The 17,618-nt window shown below is 72.2% G+C and carries 16 protein-coding genes and 1 tRNA gene; 6 read left to right on the forward strand and 11 right to left on the reverse strand.

Going from position 1 to position 17,618, the window contains the following annotated elements; translation table 11 throughout:
• Positions 1-35 precede the first annotated feature (35 nt).
• Positions 36-863: an SGNH/GDSL hydrolase family protein gene (locus ACE3QY_RS08180; protein ID WP_374455516.1), complete on the forward strand. Its 828-nt coding sequence runs from the start codon at positions 36-38 to the stop codon at positions 861-863.
• A 15-nt stretch (positions 864-878) separates the two neighbouring features.
• On the opposite strand, the gene ACE3QY_RS08185 is transcribed toward ACE3QY_RS08180, so the two are convergent.
• Positions 879-2,330 carry an RNB domain-containing ribonuclease gene (locus ACE3QY_RS08185; RefSeq protein WP_374455517.1) on the reverse strand — a complete coding sequence of 484 codons (1,452 nt, stop codon included), beginning with the start codon at positions 2,328-2,330 and terminating at the stop codon, positions 879-881.
• Between the two features lie 150 nt (positions 2,331-2,480).
• Here ACE3QY_RS08185 and yaaA point away from each other — a divergent pair, with 150 nt between their 5' ends.
• The gene (gene yaaA / locus ACE3QY_RS08190) at positions 2,481-3,260 is read left to right on the forward strand and encodes a peroxide stress protein YaaA (protein ID WP_374455518.1); all 780 of its coding nucleotides are present in this window, start codon (positions 2,481-2,483) and stop codon (positions 3,258-3,260) included.
• An 18-nt stretch (positions 3,261-3,278) separates the two neighbouring features.
• Here the strand turns inward: yaaA and ACE3QY_RS08195 are convergent, their stop codons facing one another.
• Genes ACE3QY_RS08195 through ACE3QY_RS08210 form a run of 4 tightly spaced genes read right to left on the reverse strand, consistent with a single transcriptional unit; the run spans position 3,279 to position 7,819 of the window.
• The gene (locus tag ACE3QY_RS08195; RefSeq protein ID WP_374455519.1) at positions 3,279-4,367 is read right to left on the reverse strand and encodes an aromatic acid exporter family protein; all 1,089 of its coding nucleotides are present in this window, start codon (positions 4,365-4,367) and stop codon (positions 3,279-3,281) included.
• A gap of 11 nt (positions 4,368-4,378) precedes the next feature.
• Positions 4,379-5,119: a zinc ribbon domain-containing protein gene (locus tag ACE3QY_RS08200; RefSeq protein ID WP_374455520.1), complete on the reverse strand. Its 741-nt coding sequence runs from the start codon at positions 5,117-5,119 to the stop codon at positions 4,379-4,381.
• Positions 5,120-5,150: 31 nt separating this feature from the next.
• Positions 5,151-6,269: a Nif3-like dinuclear metal center hexameric protein gene (locus tag ACE3QY_RS08205; protein ID WP_374455521.1), complete on the reverse strand. Its 1,119-nt coding sequence runs from the start codon at positions 6,267-6,269 to the stop codon at positions 5,151-5,153.
• Between the two features lie 17 nt (positions 6,270-6,286).
• Positions 6,287-7,819 (reverse strand): AMP-binding protein, encoded by a 1,533-nt coding sequence (locus tag ACE3QY_RS08210; RefSeq protein ID WP_374455522.1) that lies wholly within the window; start codon positions 7,817-7,819, stop codon positions 6,287-6,289.
• Positions 7,820-7,966: 147 nt separating this feature from the next.
• Here ACE3QY_RS08210 and ACE3QY_RS08215 point away from each other — a divergent pair, with 147 nt between their 5' ends.
• From ACE3QY_RS08215 to ACE3QY_RS08225, 3 genes are read left to right on the forward strand one after another with little or no spacing between them, the layout of a single operon-like run.
• A complete protein-coding gene (locus ACE3QY_RS08215; protein ID WP_374455523.1) occupies positions 7,967-8,308 on the forward strand; it encodes a hypothetical protein in 342 nt (113 codons plus the stop codon).
• Between the two features lie 31 nt (positions 8,309-8,339).
• Positions 8,340-9,782 carry an ATP-binding protein gene (locus ACE3QY_RS08220; protein WP_374455524.1) on the forward strand — a complete coding sequence of 481 codons (1,443 nt, stop codon included), beginning with the start codon at positions 8,340-8,342 and terminating at the stop codon, positions 9,780-9,782.
• Positions 9,767-10,441 carry a response regulator transcription factor gene (locus tag ACE3QY_RS08225; RefSeq protein WP_374455525.1) on the forward strand — a complete coding sequence of 225 codons (675 nt, stop codon included), beginning with the start codon at positions 9,767-9,769 and terminating at the stop codon, positions 10,439-10,441. The genes ACE3QY_RS08220 and ACE3QY_RS08225 overlap by 16 nt, the downstream gene beginning before the upstream one ends.
• On the opposite strand, the gene ACE3QY_RS08230 is transcribed toward ACE3QY_RS08225, so the two are convergent.
• The 6 genes from ACE3QY_RS08230 to ACE3QY_RS08255 all read right to left on the reverse strand — a co-directional run bounded on the left by ACE3QY_RS08230 (position 10,428) and on the right by ACE3QY_RS08255 (position 14,655).
• Positions 10,428-11,306 carry a serine/threonine-protein kinase gene (locus tag ACE3QY_RS08230; protein ID WP_374455526.1) on the reverse strand — a complete coding sequence of 293 codons (879 nt, stop codon included), beginning with the start codon at positions 11,304-11,306 and terminating at the stop codon, positions 10,428-10,430. The genes ACE3QY_RS08225 and ACE3QY_RS08230 overlap by 14 nt on opposite strands.
• Before the next feature lie 9 nt (positions 11,307-11,315).
• On the reverse strand, positions 11,316-11,693 hold the full coding sequence (locus ACE3QY_RS08235) for a hypothetical protein (RefSeq protein ID WP_374455527.1): 378 nt from the start codon (positions 11,691-11,693) through the stop codon (positions 11,316-11,318).
• Positions 11,694-11,804: 111 nt separating this feature from the next.
• A tRNA-Val gene (locus tag ACE3QY_RS08240) sits at positions 11,805-11,879 on the reverse strand.
• A 213-nt stretch (positions 11,880-12,092) separates the two neighbouring features.
• On the reverse strand, positions 12,093-12,566 hold the full coding sequence (locus ACE3QY_RS08245; protein ID WP_374455528.1) for a peroxiredoxin: 474 nt from the start codon (positions 12,564-12,566) through the stop codon (positions 12,093-12,095).
• Positions 12,563-14,230, reverse strand: coding sequence for an AMP-binding protein (locus ACE3QY_RS08250; protein WP_374455529.1), 1,668 nt, complete (start codon positions 14,228-14,230; stop codon positions 12,563-12,565). Before ACE3QY_RS08250 ends, ACE3QY_RS08245 begins: the two co-directional genes overlap by 4 nt.
• Complete coding sequence (locus tag ACE3QY_RS08255; protein WP_374455530.1) at positions 14,227-14,655, reverse strand: DUF3052 domain-containing protein; 429 nt, start codon at positions 14,653-14,655, stop codon at positions 14,227-14,229. The genes ACE3QY_RS08250 and ACE3QY_RS08255 overlap by 4 nt, the downstream gene beginning before the upstream one ends.
• Positions 14,656-14,835: 180 nt before the next feature.
• On the opposite strand from ACE3QY_RS08255, the gene aceE reads away from it, so the two are divergent.
• Positions 14,836-17,616 carry a pyruvate dehydrogenase (acetyl-transferring), homodimeric type gene (aceE, locus tag ACE3QY_RS08260; protein WP_374455531.1) on the forward strand — a complete coding sequence of 927 codons (2,781 nt, stop codon included), beginning with the start codon at positions 14,836-14,838 and terminating at the stop codon, positions 17,614-17,616.
• The last annotated feature ends 2 nt before the right edge of the window (positions 17,617-17,618 follow it).

The raw sequence follows: 17,618 nt of genomic DNA on the forward strand, positions 1-17,618 counted from the left end.
GGTGCGCCGCGGGTGGCACGCTGCACCCTCGAGTCGTGGACACGAGGACGATGGTGCGGGCCGGGGTCTCGGTGCTGCTCGCGACGCTCGTCGCCGGATGCTCGAGCAGCACGCGCGACGCCGGAGCTGGCAGCACGACGTCGACACCGGCCTCGCCGACGGCGAGCGAGGCGGCAGGCCTGGCGTACGTCGCGTTCGGCGCGTCCTGGGCGTACGGCGCCCACTGCGGCATGTGCGAGACGTTCGTGTCCTACTACGCGACCTACCTCGAGGAGGAGACCGGCAGGCAGGTCGAGCTCGACAACCGCACCACCAACGGCGGGGACACCGCCGACCTCCTCCGCACCCTCCGGAGCGACGACGACGCCCGCGCGTCCGTGGCGCGAGCAGACGTCGTGGTCATCGGCGACGGGCTCAACGACCTGGACCGGACGGGCACCCTCGAGATGGTCGCCGACGACAGGTGCGGGGCAGGCGGTTCGGAGTGCCTGCGCCGGATGGGACCGCGCTGGCGCCGCAGCTTCGATGCGATCCTCGACGAGGTCGACGCCCTCACCTCGGGTCGAGCGGTCGCCGTCCGGCTGGTGGGCGCCCAGAACGTCTTCCTGTCCGATCCCTCGATCGTGGCGGACTACCGGCTGCCTGCAGGGTTCGCCCGTGGGGGCGGCGAGACCCTCACGCGCGACCTGGCCGACGCCATGCAGTCCGCGGCCGACCGTCACGACGCCAGGTTCGTCGACGTGTGGCGGTCGTTCAACGGCCCCTCCCACGACCGATCGTGGGACGAGAACAGCCCGGAGGCCCACCAGGCCGTGGCGCGCGCGCTCCTCGACACCGGCCTGGCGCCGCTCGACCTCGGCTGAGCAGGCACGCCGGGTTCAGGCCAGCCGGAACTCCACCGTGCGGGTCCGCGGATCGGCCTGCGCCAGCTCGACGGTGACCTCCTCGCCCAGCGGCAGCTCGTGGGTGCTGGTGACCGTGGCCTCGATGGCGGGGTCCTGGATGGTGATGTCGCCCTTGCGGTCGTCCTTGTCGTCGAGGTCGACCACGACGGCGGCGAACGACTCCCCCACCCGGTCGTGGAGCAGCTCGGCTTCGCAGAGGTCGACGACGGCGTTCTCGTACTGGTTGGCACGACGGCCCGAGCTCGTCATGGTGTCCGGCAGCTCGTGCATGGCGGTGAGCACCCAGTCGGGGACCTCGGTCCCGGCACACAGCGCCACGCAGATCTCGCCGGCGTAGCGGTCGGCGAGGCGCCGCAGGGGGGCCGTCACGTGGGCGTACTCCGAGGCGAGGGCGGAGTGCTGCGCCTGCTCCGGCAGCTCGCCGTTGAAGGTCACGTAGCCGGCGCCGCGGAGCAGCCGGGTGCACGCGACGATCATCGCGGCGTGCGTCGGCCTCGACGGGTCGAGGGTGCGGACGAAGTCGGGGTAGAGCTGCTCGGCCGGCCACTCGATCCCCAGCGCCCGCGCCGTGCGGTGCAGCCGCTGCACGTCGCGCGGGTCGGCGGGCGGCAGCGTGCGCAGGATGCCGACGCGGGCGTAGACCATCAGCGAGGCGGCGCCCATGCCGGTTAGCAGCGAGATCTGCGCGTTCCAGGTCTCCACGGGCGTGAGCCGCCGGAACTCCAGCTCCCAGTGGCCGTCGCCGGTCTCGACGAGCTCCTGCTCGGGCAGCGGGAGCGAGACGCCGCCTCGGGCCGCTTCGCGGGCGAGGCGGAGCTCGCCGACCTCCTTGAGGAGCCCGATCAGCTCGCCGGCCTTCCCGGCATCCAGCTCGGCCTGCACGGCCTCGTAGGACAGCTGGGCGCGCGACCTCACCAGCGCCCGCTCCACCTGGACGTCGGTGCCCTCTCCGGTCTCGTCGACCCGGATCGTCCACAGCAGCGCCGGGCGCACCTGGTCGGGCAGCAGCGAGGCGGCTCCCTCGCTCAGCACCGGCGGGTGGAGGGGGATCTTGGAGTCGGCGCCGTAGAGCGTCTCCCCACGCCGGTTGGCCTCGACGTCGACCGGGTCGCCGGGCGAGACGAACGCCGCCACGTCGGCGATCGCGTAGTGCACGACGTAGCCCTCGCCGCTGCGCTCGATGTGCATCGCCTGGTCGAGGTCCTTGGCGCCCTCGGGGTCGATGGTCACCAGCTCGATGTCGGTGCGGTCCAGCTCCGGCAGCCGCGGGTCGGCCGCCGCCTCGGCCGCAGCCTGCTCCACCGCCTCCGGGAACGAGGCGGTCACCTTCATCTCCTGCTGGATCGCGGCGATGCCGTCCCGCATCTCCTGCGCCGTCACGCTGTCGCCGGTCGAGCGGACCTTCACCACGCGGTTGCTGGGCATGTCACGACCCTAGCCGGGCGCGACGGAGTCGCGCACGGCGTGGGGCGGGAGGTCGAGTGGCGCCGCGACCGAGGCACGAGGTCGCGACGGGGCGTACCGAGACCCGACCCTAGCCAACCGACGTCCCCGCGCCATCCCTACGCTTGCCGCGTGCTGATCCTGCTGCCGCCCAGCGAGGGCAAGACCGCCGCCCGCCGGGGCAAGGCCCTCGACCTCGCCTCGCTGTCGTCGCCCGTCCTCACCCCGACGCGCGCGACGCTGCTGGAGGCGCTGACCACCCTGTGCCGGGAGGACCCGGAGAAGGCCGCGGCGGTCCTCGGCCTCGGACCGGCGCAGCGCGACCTCGTCGAGCGCAACGTCCACCTCGCCACGGCCCCGACCGCCCGCGCGGACGCGGTCTACACCGGCGTGCTCTACGACGCGCTCGGCTTCGACACCCTCTCCCCCGCCGCCCGCCGCCGCGCGACCTCCCGCGTCGCGGTGACCAGCTCGCTGTTCGGCATCGTCCGCCCCGGCGACCGGATCCCTGCCTACCGCCTCTCCGGCGACGCTGTCCTGCCCGGCGTCGGGTCAGTCGCCGGCGCGTGGCGCGAGGTGCTCGGCGAGGCGATCACCGACGGCATGCGCACCGGGCTGCTCGTCGACCTCCGCTCCAGCACGTACGCCGCGTTCTGGCGGCCGACGAAGGAGCTCGCCGGGCGCGTCGCGACCGTGCGCGTGCTCCACGAGTCGGGTGGGAAGCGGACGGTCGTGAGCCACTTCAACAAGGCGACCAAGGGCCGGATCGTGCGCGCGCTGCTCGAGGACGGCGCCGACCCCCGCACCCCGAAGGCGCTCGCCGAGGCGCTGACCCGCCTCGGCTGGACCGTCGAGGTCGGCGGCCCCACGCCGAGGGGCACCCAGCTCGACGTGGTGGTCAGCGAGGTCTGAGCACGATCCGTCGAGCCGCTACCGCAGCGGGATCAGGTCCGTCGCCTCGAGCGGGTCGACGCCGCAGAGCGCCAGCAGGTCGGCGATGATCGAGCGCACCTGCGCCAGGATCACCTCTGCCGAGAGGTCGTCGCTGTGCTCGACCGTGGCGGTCGCCCGGCCGAGCTTGACCAGGTCGTCGACGACGGCGGTGGCCATCCGGTCGGCGACCAGCTCGTCGGCGACGCGGTCGGCGAGGTCGGCCAGGTCGCGCATCAGGGCGGCGTACGACGGCGGCACCGGCTCGCGGCGGTAGACCGCCACCGCCACCCGGCGCACGACGACGCGGGTGTTGCGCAGCGCGACGTCGAGCGGCTCCACGAGCTCGGCGAGCTGGCGCTGGTGCTCGCCGTGGCGGCGGCGGAAGGGCGAGGACTGCACGACCGAGATGCCCTCCTCGGAGGCCGCCCGCAGCTCGCCGATCAGCACGTCGGTCGCGCGGGCGTCGCGCAGCACCGCCAGCGCCCTGTCCACGTCACCGTCGCCGAGCCGGTCGGCGGCGGAGCGCAGCAGCTCGACGATCTTGCGGACCACGACGGCCGCCTGGTCCCGCGGCTTGCGCAGCGCGGCGCGCGGCACGACGGTCGCCGCCACGAGCGCGACCGCGCCGCCGATGAGGGCGTCGGTCCAGCGCAGGAAGGCGGCGCCGGGAGCGGGCGCCAGCGCTGCGACCACGATCCCCTGGACGGCCGCCTGGATGACGATCAGCTGCGCGGCGTCGAGGAGCAGCGCGATCGACATCCCGCAGGCGACGATGATCGCGATCTGCACCCCGCCGGACCCGATGAGGTGGGTGAGCAGGTCGCCCAGCAGGACGCCCAGCGCGACACCGACGGTGACCTCGGCCACCCGGCGCTGCCGCTGGCCGTAGGACATGCCGAGGGAGACGACGGCGGCGATCGGCGCGAAGAAGGGCAGCTGGTGGTCGAAGACGTCCTTGGCCAGCCACCACGCGACGCCCGCCGCGATCGCGCACTGTCCGATCACCCAGCCCTTGGACCTCAGCCGGGAGACGCGGGCGCGCAGCGACGTACGACCGCGCGCCGCGAAGTCCTCGGCGCGGAGCACGGCTCCTGCCCTCAGAGACCCGACTCGTCGGTGCGCACCAGGATCCGCTGGCACTCCTCGCAGCGGATGACCTCGTCGGCCGGCGCGGCCTTGATGCGGGAGAGCTCGGAGGCGTCGAGGGTCATGTTGCAGCCGCCGCACTGGCGGGCGCGCAGCAGTGCGGCGCCGATGCCCTTCTGCTCGCGGAGCCGCTCGTAGAGGGCCATCAGGTCCTCGGGCATCCCCTCGGTCGCCGGGCCACGGGCGCCGGCCACCTCGTCGAGCTTCGCGTCGATCCCGACGCGCTTCTCGTCGCGCGCCGCCACCAGCTCGGCGAGCTTCGCGTCGATGTCGTCGGCACGGATGCCGAGCGCGTCGAGCACCTGCTGGGCCTGCTCCAGGGCCTCCATCACCTCGAGCTCGGCGTCCTCGAGAGTGGTGATCCGGCGCTCGAGGGAGACCAGCTCGTGCTGCATCCGCTCGAGGTCCTTGGGGTTGGTGATCTGGCCGCTGTCCATGCGGCTGCGGTCACGCTCGCGACGCGCCTTCACCTGCTCGACCTCGCGGTCGGCCTTGGCCTGCTCCACCGTGAGGTCGTCGACGACGATGCGCGCGTCGCGCACCTGGTCGGTGATCGTGGTGCGCTCCTCCTCCAGCGAGGCGATGTCGGCGAGCTCGGGCAGGTGCGCCCGCTGGTGGCGCAGCTGGGCAGCCAACGAGTCGAGCTCGGCGACGTCGAGCAGCTTGAGCTGGTGGGTGGGATCGGCCTTCAACGGCACTCCTGCTTCGACTACGGATGCGACTTCAGTGGCGGAACGTCCAGGGGTCGGTGCACAGGGTGCTGACCCGGGTGTCGACCCTATCGCCCATGGCGTCGCGCAGCCGAGCCTCCACCACCGGCAGCCAGGTCCACTCCGCGGCCCAGTGCGCGACGTCGACCAGGGCCGGCCCCTCGTGCTCCAGGAACTCCCCCGCGCGGTGGTGCCGCAGGTCGCTGGTGACGTAGACGTCGACGTCGCTGCGGGCGAGCTCGTCGAGCAGGAAGTCGCCCGCGCCGCCGCACACCGCGACCCGCCGCACCGGTCGGTCCGGGTGCCCCGCCACGCGGACGCCGTGGGCGGTGCTGGGCAGCGCCCGTGACACGCGCGCGGCGAACTGGTCGAGCGTGGTCCTCTCGACCGTGCCGATCCGGCCGGTGCCGGTCGTGGCCAGGCCGGGGTCGGCGAGCGGGACCACGTCGAAGGCCGGCTCCTCGTAGGGGTGTGCGGCCAGCAGCGCCCGCACCACCGGCGTACGCCGTGCCCGCGGCGCCACGACCTCGACTCGCACCTCGTCGACGACCTCGAGGTCGCCGACCTGCCCGATCGCGGGCGCGGCTCCGTCGAGCGGGCGGAACCGCCCCTCTCCGCGCGATGACCAGGACGCCGAGTCGTAGTCGCCGATCCGTCCGGCACCGGCCTCGTGGAGCGCGGCGCGCACCCGCTCGGCGGAGTCCACCGGGACGAAGACCACGACCTTGTCGAGCGGGGCGGCGGGCGCCGGCCGGATCGGCTCGAGGTCGGACAGGCCGAGGGCGAGCGCGAGCGACTCGGAGACCCCGGACACCGCCTGGTCGGCGTTGGTGTGGGCGGTCAGCAGCGCGCAGCCGTTGGAGGTGAGCGCGTGGAGGGTGCGCCCCTTGGGCGTGGTCGCCGCGACCGAGCTCACCGGCGTCAGCAGCAGGGGGTGGTGCACGACCAGCAGGTCGGCGCCCCACTCCACCGCCTCGCGCGCGACCTCGAGGGTCGGGTCGACGGCGAACATCACCTTGCCGACGTCGGCGCGCGGGTCGCCGGCGACCAGTCCGACCGCGTCCCAGGAGTCGGCGGTGCCCGGCGGGTACCAGGCGTGCAGCAGGTCGACGACGTCTGCGAGCGAGGGCATGCGCTGATTATCGGGGGCTAGTTGACCTGTCGCTGCTGCCCCTCCCAGTAGGGCTGGCGCAGCTTGAACTTCTGCAGCTTGCCGGTCGCCGTGCGGGCGAGCTCGTCGCGGAACTCGATCGACGTCGGCGCCTTGTAGCCGGCCGCCTTGTCCTTGCACCACGCGATCAGCTCGGCCTCGTCCGCGCTCTCGCCCTCGACCAGCACGACGAGCGCCTTGATCGTCTCGCCCCACTTCTCGCTGGGCACGCCGATCACCGCCACCTCCGCGACCGCCGGGTGGGAGAAGAGCACGTCCTCGACCTCGATCGAGGAGACGTTCTCGCCGCCGGTGATGATCACGTCCTTCTTGCGGTCGCTGATCGTCAGGTAGCCGTCGTCGCCGATGACGCCGCCGTCGCCGGTGTGGAACCACCCGTCGACCAGCGCCCGCTCGGTCTCGTCGGGCCGCTCCCAGTAGCCGTCGAGGATGACGTTGGAGCGCGCCAGCACCTCGCCCTGGTCGTCCGTGCGCAGGCGTACGCCGATCGCGGGCGCACCCGCGCGCACGAGCTTCGCGGCCCGGTCCTCCGCCGGCAGGTCGTCCCACTCGGCCCGGGTGCGGTTGACCGTCAGCAGCGGCGAGGTCTCGGTGAGGCCGTAGATCTGCATGAACTCCCAGCCGAGCTCCTCCTGCACCCGCACGACGGTCTTCGTGGGCGGCGGGGCGCCGGCCATGATGATCCGCACCCGGTCGCGGCCGGGGATCTCGCCCTCCCAGTCGGCGGCGGCGTCGAGCACCGCGGCCGCCACGGCCGGAGCCGCGCACATCACGGTCACGCCGTGCTGCTCGACGCGGCGCAGGATCTCGGCGCCGTCGACCTTGCGCAGCACGACCTGCGGGACCCCCAGGCCGGTCATCGCGAATGGCATCCCCCAGCCGTTCGCGTGGAACATCGGCAAGGTGTGGAGGTAGACGTCGCGGTCGGTCACGCCGGCGTGGAGGCCGAAGGTCACGGCGTTGGTCCAGAGGTTGCGGTGCGTCAGCTGGACGCCCTTGGGCCGGGCGGTGGTGCCCGACGTGTAGTTGATGGTCGCCGTCGCATTCTCGTCCGGCTCCCAGTGCCGCGGCTCGACGCCCGGCGCCGCGAACATCGACTCGTCCTCGCCCAGCACGAACTTGTGCTCGACGTCGATGCCCTGGAGCTGGTCGACGAGCTCCGGGTCGACGTAGAGCACCCGCGCGCCGGAGTGGGCCACGATGTAGGAGATCTCGTCGGGCCGCAGCCGGAAGTTGATCGGCACCAGCACGCGGCCCGAGCCGCACACCCCGAAGAACGAAGTGAGCAGGCGCGAGCTGTTGTGGCTGATGATCGCCACCCGGTCGCCCACCTCCATGCCGAGCTCGTCGAGCCGGGCCGCCTTGCGCCGGGAGAGGTCGTACGCCTCGGCGTAGGTGAGGGTGCCGAGCGGTGACGCCGGCTGGTCGGGCTCGTCGATGAAGCCGGGGCGCTCGCCGTAGACGGCAGCAGCGCGCTCGATGAAGTCGGTGACGCTGAAGGGCACGATCATGCGCCCACTGTGGCATGCGTCACCGACGGCGACGAGGGGCTCGGGGCGCGGTGCGACGGACGGTCAGCCGCCGGCGCCGAGCGGCAGATGAGAGGGTTCTCATCCTGCTCTCATGCCCCCGCCACGTGCGGCCGGGAGGCTGCGACCGTGAGTCACGTGACCAAGGTGCTGCTGCTCCTGGCGTTCGTGGTGCCCCTCGTGGCCTACGTCGCCGGGTCGCTCGCCTCGACCGGCGGACCCGACCCCGCCGACCGCGGTCCGGTCATCCTGCGCGACGCACCCACCACGCCGGCCGTCACGCGCGACCCCACTCCCGAGGACCCTCCGCCCGACGGACGGCGCGAGCGGCGCGACAGGGAGCGGGACGACCGCCAGCAGGAGGCGAGGGTCGTCACCCCGCTCCCCACGCCGGTCGGGGAGGATGACGACGACGAGTGGGACGACGACGGGCCGGACGATGACGACACCACGGACGAGCGCGACGACTGATCGTGCGACGCGCCGCCTTGCCCAGGTCTCCGTGCGCACCCGCATCGCGGGGGTCATCGCCGTGCTCACCGCGGTCGCGATGACGGGCGCCGGGGTGCTCGTGTACGCCCTCGAGTCCGCGCGCATCGAGCGCGCGGTCAACGCGCAGATCGACCAGGAGATCGCCGAGTTCCGCGAGCTGCGCATCGACCCCGGCACGGGCGAGGAGTTCGCCGACGTCGGCAGCCTGCTCAACGTCTTCCTGACCCGCAACGTGCCGGACGACGACGAGATGCTCGTCGGCTACGTGCGGGGCGAGGTGCCCGAGCGCACCCGCAACAGGTACGGCCAGGAGGTGCTCGACGAGCCCGCCTTCCGCAGCGCGGTCAGCGACCTGTCCGGGGCGGGCGGCACCCGCGTGATCGAGTCCCCCGCCTTCGGCGAGACCTGGGTGACGGTTGTCCCGGTGGTCAACACGCTGGGCAGCGGCGCGCTGGTGATCGTCAACTTCCTCGCCGACGAGCACGACGAGCTGCGGCGCACCCTGCAGACCTATGCGCTCGTCGCCCTGCTCTCGCTCGGGCTCATCACCACGATCGCCGCGTTCCAGTCCGGCCGGCTGCTCGCGCCGCTGCGCACCCTCGAGGAGACCGCGCGCGAGATCACCGCGACCGACCTCTCGCGCCGGCTCCCCGAGCGCGGGAACGACGACATCACCGCGCTGACGCGCACCATCAACGGGATGCTGGAGCGGCTCGACAGCGGCTTCGCGGCCCAGCGGCAGTTCCTCGACGACGCCGGCCACGAGCTCAAGACCCCGCTCACCGTGCTGCGCGGCCACCTCGAGCTGCTCGACCACGGCGACCCGGAGGACCTGGCCGACACGCGCGACCTCCTGCTCGACGAGGTCGACCGGATGTCCCGGCTGGTGGGCGACCTGATCCTGCTGGCCAAGGCCCGGCGTCCCGACTTCCTCGTCACGAGCGAGGTCGACCTCGACCAGCTCACGCGGTCCGTGCTCGCCAAGGCCACGGCACTGGGCGAACGCGACTGGCAGCTCGACGGCACCGCCTCGGGCACCGTCGTCCTCGACGAGCAGCGGGTCACCCAGGCCGTGCTGCAGCTCGCCGACAACGCCGTCAAGCACACCGACCCCGGCGCCCTCGTCGCCATCGGCTCGGCGCGTGCAGGCGGTCGGCTCACGCTGTGGGTGCGCGACGCGGGCGACGGCATCGCCCCGGAGGACCGCGACGCCGTCCTCGAGCGCTTCGGCCGCAGCCACGTGCGCCCCGGTGACGACGGCTTCGGCCTCGGGCTCTCGATCGTCAGCGCCATCGCCCACGCGCACGGCGGCGAGGTCCGGATCGGTGACGCCGAGCCGCACGGGGCCCACGTCGAGATCGTCCTGCCCGACCCGGCGACCAGCCGCCCGTCCACCCGCCCCGCCAGCACCAGCACCCGCCCCACCGAGGAGTCGACGTGGCCCAGATCCTGATCGTGGAGGACGAGCAGCGCATCGCCTCGTTCGTGGCCAAGGGCCTGCGTGCCGAGGGTCACCAGCCGACGATCGCCCACGACGGGCCCACCGGGCTGGACGAGGCCATGTCGGGGCGTTTCGACCTCATGGTGCTCGACATCGGCCTGCCTGGCATGGACGGCTTCGAGCTGCTGGACCAGCTGCGGTCCCAGGGCAGCCGGATGCCCGTCATCGTGCTCACCGCCCGCGACTCGGTCACCGACACCGTCACGGCGCTCGAGGGCGGGGCGGACGACTACATGGCCAAGCCGTTCCGCTTCGCCGAGCTGCTCGCGCGCGTACGACTCCGCCTGCGCCAGGCGTCCGAAGGAACCGGGGCGACCTTCGACGAGGAGCTCGTGGTGGGTGGCACGCGACTCGACCGACGCACCCGTCAGGTCCGCGTCGGGGGGCAGGTGGTCGAGCTGTCGGCCCGCGAGTACACGCTCGCCGAGATCTTCATGCTCAACCCCGGCCAGGTCCTCACCCGCGAGCAGCTGCTCGACCACGTGTGGGGCTACGACTTCGACCCGGGCTCCAACGTGGTGGACGTCTACGTCGGTTACCTGCGCAAGAAGCTCGGCGGCACCGCGATCACGACTGTGCGGGGCGTCGGCTACCGCTTCAGCGGATCTTGAAGCCCGCCAGCGAGCCTCGCGGCTGCCTGGCCAGCACGGGCTCCAGCGCCTCGGCGACCTCGTGGGGCAGCGGCCGGTCGGAGGGGTCCCGACGCAGGCTCGCCATGATCACGTCGGCCACCTCGTCCGGCACGCCGGCCGGCAGCGGCGCCGGGTCCTCGACCAGCTGCGGGAAGCGGAGTCGTACGTCGTGGTGGTCCGGGTCGCCCTCGGTGAACGGCCGGTGCCCCGCGACGGCGTGGAAGAGCGTGGCGCCCAGACCCCAGATGTCCGAGGCGTACGACGGGACGTGCTCGCCGGGGTCGCTCTGCTCGGGCGCCATGTAGGCGTCGGTGCCGATCGGGTGGCGCAGGCGGCGGGCGTCCTCCTCCGGCCTGGCGACGGACAGGTCGATCAGGCGGGCGGGTGCGCCCATGATGACGTTGCTCGGCTTGATGTCCAGGTGCGTCCAGCCGACCTGGCGGAAGTAGTGCAGCGCGGACGCCACGTCGATGGCCAGCGGCAGGTACTGCGCCTCCTGGAGGCGCCCGTAGCGCCTGATCAGGCTGGAGAGGCGCGGCCCGTCGACGTGCTCGAGCACCACGAGCGGCCGGTCTCCGTCCTGGCCGTCGCGCAGGCCCCGCGCGACGACCGGGTGGTTGATCGTCCGCAGCGCGAGGACCTCCCGCCGCAGCCCGCGGCGGGAGGACTCGTCGTCGACCTGGGAGGGCCGCAGCACCTTGACGACCACCGGCGACCAGGTCACCTCGTCGAAGCACAGCCACGCCTCGTAGGCGGAGCCGCCGCCGAGGCGCCGCATCGCGGTCAGCCCCGGCGCCAGCAGGTCGCCCTCGGCCAGCCCCCAGACGTCGTCACGCGTGCTCATGGACCGGCCTCAGCCGCGGGTGTCGTTGCGGCTGCGGTCGTTGGTCTTGTTGGCCGACCAGTCCCGGGTCCGGTCCCCGCCGTCCCGCGTCCAGTCGCGGGTCTTGTCGCCCCGGCTGTCGTCGCGGTCGCGGCTGACGCCCGTGAAGTTGCTCGCGGTGTTGTCACGGGTGTCGCGGCTCTTGCCGGTGCGGGTGTCGTCGTCGGTGTCGTCGTCGTTGGTGTCGTCGTCATCGTCGTCGGCGACCAGCACCAGCGACGGGGCGTCGTCCTCGCGCTTGGCGGCCTCGTCGGAGGCCGAGGCGGTGAGCGGCGACGACGTCGCGATCAGGCCGACGGCAGTGAGACCGGCGACGCCCAGGAGGGCGGTGGGCAGGAGCTTCCTCATCAGGTTTCCTCTCGTCGGGGCCGTGCCGGCCCGGTGGACGAGGAGCAGCCTGCTGGCGCGGCGTGAGCCGACCGTGAGGCGCCGATGAGAGGGCTCTCATGAAGGGGGACGTGGTGCGTCGGGACGGTTTCGAACCGCCGACCGCTCGGGTGTAAACCGAGTGCTCTACCGCTGAGCTACCGACGCGCGAGGGCACACACTACGGGACCGACACGGCCCGCCCGGAATCCGGCGAGGACGCGCACGGACCCGGCTGGCGGGCGGAGATGAAATGAGTTGAGCCGCTGGCGTCTCGGGTCACCAGCGGCTCAACAAGTAGAAGATTACACCGTCACCCAAGCCTGTCCGAGGAATCCGGAATTTCTCCCAGCCGGTCTAGACCACTGCCCGGCTCCGGGGTCAGGAGACCGCCGCGTGGAGCTCGCGCAGGTGCTCGTCGAGGTCGCGCCCGTCCGGGTTGGCGTTGTGCACCGACCACCGCAGCCGGCCCTCCAGGTCCACGACGTACGACGACCGACGCGGCGCTCCCTTGACGCTGTCGAACACCTCGTAGGCCGAGGCCACCGCGCCGTGCGGCCAGTAGTCGGAGAGCAGCGGGAAGTTCAGGCCCTCGGCCTCGGCGAAGGACCGCAGCGCGTAGACCGAGTCGCACGACAGCGCGATCACCTCGGTGTCGAAGGTCATGAACTCGGCCAGCCGGTCGCGTACGCCGGACAGCTCGCCGGTGCACACGCCGGTGAAGGCGAACGGGAAGAACATCAGCACGACCGCCTTGCGGCCGCGGAAGTCGCTGAGCCGCACGTCCTGGCCGAACTGGTCGCGCAGGGTGAAGTCGGGTGCCTCGTCACCGATGCACAGTCCCGGGCCGTTCACTCCTCGCCCTCGCTGTCCTTCGCCTCCGCATCGTGCTGCGCGAGCTCCCGCTTGAGGATCTTGCCGGTGGCGTTGCGCGGGAGCTCGTCGAGGAAGACGATCTCACGCGGCACCTTGAAGCGAGCCAGGTGGGACTTCACGTGCTCGCGCAGCTCGTCGGCGCTCACGTCGCCGGAGCGCACCACGAAGGCCCGCAGCCGCTGGCCGTAGTCGTCGTCGACGACGCCGATCGCGGCCACCTCCTCGACCCCCTCGTGCGTCACCAGGCAGTCCTCGACCTCCTGCGGGAAGACGTTCTCGCCACCGGAGACGATCATGTCGTCGTCGCGGCCGGCCACGTGCAGCCGCCCAGCAGCGTCGTAGTAGCCCACGTCGCCCGACGACATCAGCCCGTCCACGACCTCCTTGGACCCACCGTTGGTGTAGCCCTCGAAGAGCAGGCCGTTGCCGACGAAGATCCGGCCGGTCTCGCCCTGCGGCAGCTCCCGGCCCGCGTCGTCGAGGATCTTCACGACCGTGCCGTAGGGCGGCTTGCCCGCGGACGTCGGGTCGGCACGGAGGTCCTCCGGCGTCGCGATCGAGGCGTAGGCGACCTCGGTGGAGCCGTAGATGTTGTAGAGGTTGTCGCCGAAGCGGTCCATCCACGCCTGCGCGAGCGTGGCCGGCAGCGCCGACCCCGAGGACGCGACGACCTCGACGCGGGACAGGTCGATGCGGTCGAGCTCGGCCGGATCGAGGGCCAGCATCCGCTGCAGCATCACCGGGATGACCACCATGGACTGGCAGCGTTCGTCCTGCGCGGTGCGCAGCGCGGCCAGCGGGTCGAACGAGCGCCGGAGCACCACGGTCGAGCCCAGCAACATGGCGAGCGCGAGGTGCGCGAAGCCCCAGGTGTGGAAGAGCGGTGCCGCGATGTGCGTGCGCCAGCCGGCTCGCAGCGGCATCCGCGAGAGCAGGGAGACCGCGGCGTCGATCCCCGCCTCCTTGCGCGGCGCCCCCTTGGGCGCGCCGGTCGTGCCACTGGTGAGGATCACGACCCGGGCATGGCGGCCGGGCGGCTGCAGGTCGCTCTCGTCGTACGCCCCGACGAGCTGCTCGAGCGTCTCCCCGTCGGGGTCGCCGTCGGTCCACGCCAGCAGGCGGCGCTCGACGCGCGCGCCCGACAGCAGGCCGGTGAACTCCTCGTCGTGGATGACCATGCTCGGCGCCTCGCGCTCGAGCACGTCGACCAGCTGGGGGCCGGCGAAGGCGGTGTTGAGGTAGAGCACGTCGGCGCCGAGCTTGGCGACGGCGATGGAGGCGTCGATGAAGCCGCGGTGGTTGCGGCACATGACCGCGACCGAGTCGCCCTCCCCCACGCCACGCTCGGACAGGGCGCGGGCCAGGGAGTTCGACCGCCGCTGGAGCTCGCCCCAGGTCAGCTCGCCGAGCTCGTCGACCACGCCCACCTGGTGGGGCGCCCGGGCGGCGAGCGTCGCGAAGCCGCCGGCGGGCCCGGTGCCCCAGCGGAGCACCACGCGGCCGATGTCGACGAGCGTGCGGGGGCCGTAGGGGCGGATGACGCCGGCACGGCCGAGCACCCGGACGGTGGTGCCGATGCCGGAGACCGTGCCCGCGAGGTCACGGGCGGCCGCGCGGGCCGCCGAGGTGCCGGAGCCGGTCACGCGGGTGTCTTCGGAGCGACCAGACGGGTGGCCTGCCAGTCCTTGCTGACGGCCGCCGTCGTGGTCTGGGAGAGGCCGGCGATCGGCGCCGCCTCGGAGACGTCCGCCGCGTCGACGGTGCCGGGCCGCCCCACCTTCGGGGTGAGCAGCCAGATCGAGCCGCCGCCGACGAGGTCGGTCAACGCGTCGACGAGCCCGTCGACGAGGTCGCCGTCGTCGTCGCGCCACCAGAGCAGGACCGCGTCGACCACGTTGCCGTAGTCGCCGTCGACCATGTCGGCGTCGATGCAGTCCTCGACGGCGATGCGCAGCTCATCGTCGGTGTCGTTGTCCCAGCCGAGTTCCTGGACGACCATGCCGGGCTTGAGCCCCAGCCGGTCCCCCACACCTGTCGCCGGGGCAGAGTCGCCCACCGTCGAGCTCACGCAGTTGCCTCCCATGTCCCGGTGCGCCGGTCACGCACGGTGACGCACAGTCCACAGGAACACGGCAGGAGCCGCAACCCCGTCCCGTACGACGAGCCCCGCACGCGTGCGCCGTCTCACGGCGATGGGTCTACCCGCGGGTAGATTTCGCGGGGGCGAGTCGCGTGACACGATGAGCGGGTGAGTGACGCCGAGAAGTCCAGCAAGAGCCCCGTCGCATCGGTCATCCACGAGGGACTCCCCACCCAGCTGCCCGACATCGACCCCGACGAGACCCAGGAGTGGCTCGCGTCCTTCGACGCGATGCTCGACGACCGGGGCCGCGACCGGGCTCGCTACGTGATGCTGCGCCTCCTCGAGCGCGCGCGCGAGAAGCAGGTCGGCGTGCCGGCCCTGCGCTCCACCGACTACATCAACACCATCCCCCCGGAGCGCGAGCCCTGGTTCCCCGGTGACGAGGAGGTCGAGCGCCGGATCCGCGCCTTCATCCGCTGGAACGCCGCGGTCATGGTCTCCAGCGCCAACCGCAAGGGCCTCGAGGTCGGCGGCCACATCGCCACCTACCAGTCCTCCGCCTCGCTCTACGAGGTCGGCTTCAACCACTTCTTCCGCGGCAAGGACCACGAGGGCGGCGGCGACCAGATCTACATCCAGGGCCACGGCTCGCCGGGCGTCTACGCCCGCGCCTTCCTCGAGGGCCGCCTGACCGAGGAGCAGCTCTACCGCTTCCGTCAGGAGGTCCAGCACGGCAAGGGCGCCGGCCTCCCGTCGTACCCGCACCCGCGCCTGATGCCCGACTTCTGGGAGTTCCCGACGGTGTCGATGGGCCTCACCGCCATCGGCTCGATCTACCAGGCCCGCTTCAACCGCTACCTCGACAACCGCGGCATCAAGGACACCAAACAGCAGCGCGTGTGGGCGTTCATGGGCGACGGCGAGATGGCCGAGCCCGAGTCGCTGGGCGCGATCCGCGTCGCCGCGCGCGAGGAGCTCGACAACCTCACGTGGGTCATCAACTGCAACCTCCAGCAGCTCGACGGCCCGGTCACCGGCAACGGCAAGATCATCCAGGAGCTCGAGGCCAACTTCCGCGGCGCCGGCTGGAACGTCATCAAGGTCGTCTGGGGTCGCGAGTGGGACGCCCTGCTCGCCCGCGACGTCGACGGCGTCCTGGTCAACCGGATGAACTCCACGCCCGACGGCCAGTTCCAGACCTACTCCACCGAGGACGGCGCCTACGTCCGCGAGCACTTCTTCGGCGGCGACCCGCGCCTGCGCGCGATGGTCGAGCACATGTCCGACACGCAGATCGAGAAGCTGCCGCGCGGCGGCCACGACTACCGCAAGGTCTTCGCCGCGTTCGACGCCGCGTCCAAGCACACCGGTCAGCCGACGGTGATCCTCGCCCACACCATCAAGGGCTGGACGATCGACGCCCTCGAGGGCAAGAACGCCACCCACCAGATGAAGAAGCTGACCCTCCCGGACCTGAAGAAGTTCCGTGACCGGCTCTACCTCCCGATCAGCGACCGCGACCTCGAGGAGTCCTACGAGAAGACCGGCGGCGCGCCGTTCTACCACCCGGGCGCCGAGTCGCCCGAGATCGAGTACATGCTCGAGCGCCGCACGGCCCTCGGCGGTTCGATCCCGCGCCGGATCAACCGCGCGGCCTCGCTCAAGCTGCCCGGCGACGAGCTCTACGCCGAGCTCAAGCAGGGCTCGGGCAAGAACAAGTTCGCCTCGACGATGGCCGTCGTCCGCCTCCTCCGCGACTGGATGAAGGACCCGGAGATCGGCGAGCGCGTGGTGCCGATCGCCCCCGACGAGTACCGCACCTTCGGCATGGACTCGATGTTCCCGAGCGCGAAGGTCTACAACCCGGGCGGCCAGCAGTACGAGTCCGTCGACCGCAAGATGCTGCTCTCCTACAAGGAGTCCGCGCAGGGCCAGATGCTCCACGAGGGCATCTCCGAGGCCGGTGCCATGGCGTCGGCGACCGCGGCCGGATCGGCGTACTCCACGCACGGCGAGCACATGATCCCGTTCTACATCTTCTACTCGATGTTCGGGTTCCAGCGCACCGGCGACTCGATCTGGGCGATGGCCGACCAGCTCGCGCGTGGCTTCCTGATCGGCGCCACCGCCGGCCGGACCACGCTGACCGGTGAGGGCCTCCAGCACGCCGACGGCCACTCCCCGCTCATCGCGGCGACCAACCCGGCGATCGTGCACTACGACCCGGCGTTCGCCTACGAGATCAGCCACATCATGCAGAACGGCCTCGAGCGGATGTACGGCACCGGCGGGCCCGACGGCAACGGCGAGGACGTCATCTTCTACCTCACCGTCTACAACGAGCCGGTCTCGCAGCCGGCCGAGCCCGACGGCGTCGACGTCGACGGCATCCTGCGCGGCATCCACAAGGTCTCGACCGCCGAGGGCGAGGGCCCGCGGGTCCAGCTGATGGCGTCCGGTGTCGGCTACCCGTGGATCGACGAGGCGGCCCGCCTCCTCGCCGAGGAGTGGGGCGTGCAGTCCGACCTGTGGTCGGTCACCTCCTGGAACGAGCTGGCCCGCGACGGTGCCGCCGCCGAGCAGTGGAACCTCCTCAACCCGGGCGAGCAGCGCCGCACCGCCTACGTCAGCGACAAGCTCGCCGGCGTCGACGGTCCGGTCATCGCGGTGTCCGACTACATGCGCGCCGTCCCGCTGCAGATCGCCCGCTGGGTGCCGGCCGACTACCGCGTGCTCGGTGCCGACGGCTTCGGCTTCGCCGACACCCGCCCCGCCGCCCGCCGGTTCTTCCACATCGACGCGCAGAGCGTCGTCGTGCAGGCCCTGCAGGCGCTGGCCGACGCCGGTCAGTTCCCGGTGGAGAAGGTCGTCGAGGCAGCCCAGCGCTACCGGATCGACGACCCGACCGCGACGAAGGACATCAAGCAGGAGGGCGGCGACGCCTGACC

Source organism: Nocardioides sp. (genome assembly GCF_041913365.1).
In the GTDB taxonomy this organism is placed as follows: domain Bacteria; phylum Actinomycetota; class Actinomycetes; order Propionibacteriales; family Nocardioidaceae; genus Nocardioides.